Origin of the sequence: Protofrankia sp. CiT1, from assembly GCF_917627335.1 — a bacterium.
Lineage (GTDB): Bacteria > Actinomycetota > Actinomycetes > Frankiales > Frankiaceae > Protofrankia.
In genome coordinates this window covers 8628-11959 of sequence record NZ_CAKJTP010000129.1, presented here as the reverse complement: position 1 = coordinate 11959, position 3332 = coordinate 8628, and the positions used below count along the sequence as shown (strand labels likewise).

Here is a 3332-nt window from a genome sequence, read left to right as displayed (position 1 = left end):
GTGCCGGCAGCGGGTTGACCCAACGATAGCGCGGGAGGAAGAAGGCCCGCACCGGACGTCCACCGATGGCCAGGTTGTGGGTGATCGGAACCGATCCGGCCGGGTACGCCACATCGAACGACAGCGTCACGTCATCGGCTCGTTCCAGGGGGGTGTTCGGGTCGTAGACCCAGAGGGTGACAGCGGTTTGTCGCTGTTCGTAGGCGTATGCCAGCAACTGGTGGTTGGCCCCGAGCTGGAACGGGTCGTACGAGCGCAGTGTGATGACTCCGAGTGGGGCCAGCACGCCGCGGTCGAGGTCGAGCCGCAGCCGCGGCCACTCGTTCACGACCGTGATGCGCCGGCTACCGCGTACCGTCAGCGAGGACCGCGTGGTGTCCGTGTCCGGAGTCGCCATGAGCTGGTAGTAGCGGACAACACCGCGCGGGATGTCGAAGCTGTCAAACAGCCGGCGAACGATGTAGCGGTACAGCGGTGAGCCCGGCGGCGGTGGTTCCTGCAACGCCGGTGGGGTCAGGCTCGCCTCGAAAAGATCACGCGCTGTATAGATCATGCCGCCGCACAGGCCGCGGCTGGCGTCACCGATCGGTACCTGCCCGATACCCGGAATATTGATCTTCAGGACGGGCTGCTTCGGAAAGTCGTTGATGAAGGGCAGCCCACCGCTGCTCGGGCGAAATCCTTCCACCGCGCCATGAGCGTCGACCATCTCGCCTCACCTCCCGCACAACCGTGTCGCCTGGGAATGACGGCCGTCTGGGAATGATGCCCCAGGCTCTCGTCCGTACCGCCGGGCGGGCCGTGATCGGCTGGTCCGGCGCCCACCAGGGAGAAGGCAGGGACGCGATCGACGCTCCAGCAGACCCGCCCCAGTGGTGACAGCCAGGTGACCGGGACCGCCCAGGTGGGTATGCCAGCCGGTATGAAGCATCGTCCCGAAGGCATTCCCGCAGCCCAGCTGTCGGACGAGGACCTCACCCGTGAAGTGGGCCAGCTGCACACGACCCGTCACGATGCGTTCTTGCACGGCAGCAGGGATGCGTTCGACACACATACCGCCCGGATGCTGAGCCTCGAGTACGAGTATCTACGCCGTTTCGCGGCGGTCATCGGGCCGGACCCGCGGCGCACCCGAGCCGGCAGCCGTCAAGCCGCCGAGGCGGGCCGTGTCAGCTCGTGACGGCCGTCAGTCGTGCGGCCATCAGCTCGTAACGGCTGGTCGCGATGGGGCCATCAGCTCGTGATGTCCCGGGTGCCGAACACGATCCGGGCAATGATGATCATTGCCGCCCCGTAGCCGCTCTCGAGCACCAGCCCACGTCTGATGTTCACCCAGCTCATGGGTGCACGGAACAGGTCGACGAACCCCATCCAGTAGTGGGTCGGCAGGTATGGCTGGATCGCGGCGGCAGCCGGCAGCTGATCGAGGACTCCCGCGGTGACGAGGACACCGAGGGCTCCGAGTGTCGCCGCGAGCGGCGTAGCGGTGACCACCGACAGGAACAGCCCGATGCCGACGATGCCGAGCATGGACGCGGCCACGAACAGCGCTGAAAGCGCGATCCGGATGCCTGCCTGCGACAGGGAGAGAGGAGGCCCAGCGCCGGACAGCGGCCGGATGGGGGCCAGCCCGAACAGCCCCCAGCCGACCACGAAGGAGGTCGTGATCACCGCCGTCACCGCGATCACCAGATAAACCATGATCCCGGCGAGCTTCGCGGCCAGTAGCCGGCCCCTGCCAACCGGCCGGATAACCAAGTAGCGCAAGGTCCCCGCGTTGGCCTCGCCAGCGATCGCCTCACCGGCCAGCAGCAGTACCGCCACCGGTAGGAACAACGGCAGGATGAGGGCGAGGGCCGCGACCGGAAGCCACGTCCCGTTGTGCACGACCTCCGCGAGGAAGGCTGGACTTGCGGTGCTCGACCCTATTCCGCTAATTTTCAAAAAAAGTGCGACGATCACTGGAAGTGCCGCGAGCATCAGCACTGACATCCACGTCCGCCGTCGTACCAGCAGGATCCGGAGCTCGACGCGGATCATCGGTCATCCAGGATGGATTCCAGGTCACCGGCTGGATCATTGCCGGTCAGTTCCAGGAAGACATCCTCAAGTGATCGTCGTTCCACCACCAGTTCGGAGACGCGCACACCGGCTGAGACCAGCGCGGCGTTGAGCGCCATCGGGTTCTGCGTCCGGGCGACCAGGGAATGCCCGTCGCGGGCCTCGAGCACCCGTTCGAGCAGGTGCGCCGCGAGGTCGGAATCCGGGGTACGCAGGGTGACCCGGCCGGTCGGCCCGCACAACGTGTCAAGGGAGTCATGCGCGACCAGCCGACCATCACAGATGATGGCTGTCTCGGTGCAAAGCATCTCAACCTCCGAGAGCAGGTGCGACGAAAGGAAGACGGTCGTTCCCTCGGCGTTCAGCTCAAGCAGCAGATCACGAATCTCCCGGATGCTCTGTGGGTCGAGACCGTTTGTCGGCTCGTCCAGTATCAACAGACGAGGCCGGCGCAACAGGGCCGCGGCGAGGCCGAGCCGTTGTTTCATCCCGAGTGAGAACCTGCTGATCGGCCGGTCGTCGATGGCGCCGAGCCCGACCCGGTCGAGGGCGTCCTCGATCCGTCTCCGGCGGCTGCGTCGAGCACCGCCGCGGCCGGCCGCGTCAAGCGCGGACAACTCGACCCGGGCCGACAGAAAAGTGTGGAACGCGGGAGCCTCGACCAGCGCACCGATCTTGGGCAGTACCTGCCGAGCGTGGCGGGGCATGCTCCGGCCGAGAATCTTGACGCTACCGGCGCTCGGGCGCACCAGGCCGAGCAGCATGCGGACAGTCGTGGACTTGCCCGAACCGTTGGGGCCGAGGAACCCGAACCGGTCACCGGTCGCCACCTGGAGGTCGAGGCAGTCCACCACGGTCCGGTGCCGGTAGCGTTTGGTCAGGCCGTCCGCGTGGATCGCGAACGTCATCCCGGTTCTCGCGTAACGTCGACAGGTTTGAGTTGCTGACTGGTGCTGGGGACGCCAGGCTGTCCCAGGACAGTGCCCGCCTGCCGGACGATATTGAAAGCGCCGGGCATGCGGCAACCACGCGGCGCGGTTGATGAGGCAGCCGCGCCGGCTGCCAGCGTGTCCAGCGGATGCTGGCCCAACGCGCGGCGGCAAGATGATCGCAAGGTAGGCACTGTGCCTACTAGTAAAGCGGTGCCGTCCTATGTCATCGACAGTTGGGTAGGGCTTGACTCGCGTGTCGCGCCGGAGTGATCGAGACGGCTCTGGCGCATTGGGCGAGGACAGGGCATAGCGGACCTGCCCCGGGCGCTCTAAGAGCAC

Annotated in this window: 4 protein-coding genes; 1 reads left to right on the top strand and 3 read right to left on the bottom strand. The window is 66.4% G+C overall.

The features are described 5' to 3' along the window. Positions 1-709: hypothetical protein (locus tag MJ785_RS17025; protein ID WP_239381747.1), on the bottom strand; the 709-nt coding region annotated here is incomplete at its 3' end. A 213-nt stretch (positions 710-922) separates the two neighbouring features. Here MJ785_RS17025 and MJ785_RS17020 point away from each other — a divergent pair. Then, positions 923-1180: a DUF6158 family protein gene (locus tag MJ785_RS17020; protein WP_239308223.1), complete on the top strand. Its 258-nt coding sequence runs from the start codon at positions 923-925 to the stop codon at positions 1178-1180. Positions 1181-1233: 53 nt separating this feature from the next. Here MJ785_RS17020 and MJ785_RS17015 read toward each other — a convergent pair whose 3' ends face one another. Both MJ785_RS17015 and MJ785_RS17010 read right to left on the bottom strand, forming a co-directional pair. After that, entirely contained in the window at positions 1234-2040 is an 807-nt protein-coding gene (locus MJ785_RS17015; protein ID WP_239308205.1) for an ABC transporter permease, read from the bottom strand. Beyond that, the gene (locus MJ785_RS17010) at positions 2037-2969 is read right to left on the bottom strand and encodes an ABC transporter ATP-binding protein (protein WP_239308206.1); all 933 of its coding nucleotides are present in this window, start codon (positions 2967-2969) and stop codon (positions 2037-2039) included. The genes MJ785_RS17015 and MJ785_RS17010 overlap by 4 nt, the downstream gene beginning before the upstream one ends. Between the last annotated feature and the right edge of the window lie 363 nt (positions 2970-3332).

What these genes read in the sequence shown, in the direction of transcription:
- MJ785_RS17020 (WP_239308223.1), top strand. Translation starts at nt 923, where the DNA reads ATGAAGCATCGTCCCGAAGGCATTCCCGCAGCCCAGCTGTCGGACGAG.
- MJ785_RS17015 (WP_239308205.1), bottom strand. Translation starts at nt 2,040, where the DNA reads ATGATCCGCGTCGAGCTCCGGATCCTGCTGGTACGACGGCGGACGTGG.
- MJ785_RS17010 (WP_239308206.1), bottom strand. Translation starts at nt 2,969, where the DNA reads ATGACGTTCGCGATCCACGCGGACGGCCTGACCAAACGCTACCGGCAC.